Below are 732 nucleotides of genomic sequence, written 5' to 3' on the forward strand. Positions count from 1 at the left end.
CCGTCGCCGTGGCCGAACGACCCGGCTCCGCCCCCGACTCGTTCGCCGACATCCCCGACGATGCCGACGCGCCGCCCGAAGACGAGGAGCCGCCGTTCGATCCGGGGCCGCCACCCGAGATCGATTTCGAGCCCGTGGTGCCCGTGGTGCCCGACGCCGCCCCCGCGCGGCGTGCCCCCCGCAGCAACGCGGCGCGCGGGGCTTCGGCACCGCCGCCGAGCGACGGCATCCAGCGCTACGGCGAGGCCGTGGTGCGCGAGGTCCTCGGAGCGACGTTCCTCGAGGAGGTCGAGGCGCCCGCGCGCCCCGGCTTCGGGGAACGGGGGTAGCGCGTGTACGAGGGCATCGTCCAAGAACTCATCGACGAACTCGGTCGCCTCCCCGGCATCGGGCCGAAGTCGGCGCAGCGCATCGCGTTCCACATCGTGCAGACCGAGCACTTCGACGTGTCGAGGCTCGCCGAGATCCTGACGGAGGTGCGCGACAAGGTGCGCTTCTGCGAGATCTGCGGCAACGTCTCCGAGCAGGCCACCTGCTCCATCTGCCGCGACCCGCGGCGCGACCCCGCGCTGATCTGCGTGGTCGAGGAGGCGAAGGACGTCGTCGCGATCGAGCGCACCCGCGAGTTCCGCGGGCTCTACCACGTGCTCGGCGGAGCGATCAGCCCGATCGACGGCATCGGTCCCGACGAGCTGCGCATCCGCCAGCTCATGCAGCGGCTCGCCGACGGCA

Annotated in this window: 1 protein-coding gene and 1 pseudogene; both read left to right on the forward strand. The window is 72.5% G+C overall.

What is annotated here, in order from left to right; genetic code table 11:
* Nucleotides 1–329: pseudogene (locus AC1DY2_RS20315) on the forward strand (DNA polymerase III subunit gamma and tau); the annotation flags it as partial.
* Between the two features lie 3 nt (nucleotides 330–332).
* Nucleotides 333–732, forward strand: a 400-nt coding sequence (recR, locus tag AC1DY2_RS20320) for a recombination mediator RecR (RefSeq protein ID WP_476764059.1), incomplete at its 3' end; no start/stop codon positions are given.

The organism is Agromyces sp. P1_H4 (genome assembly GCF_056405255.1).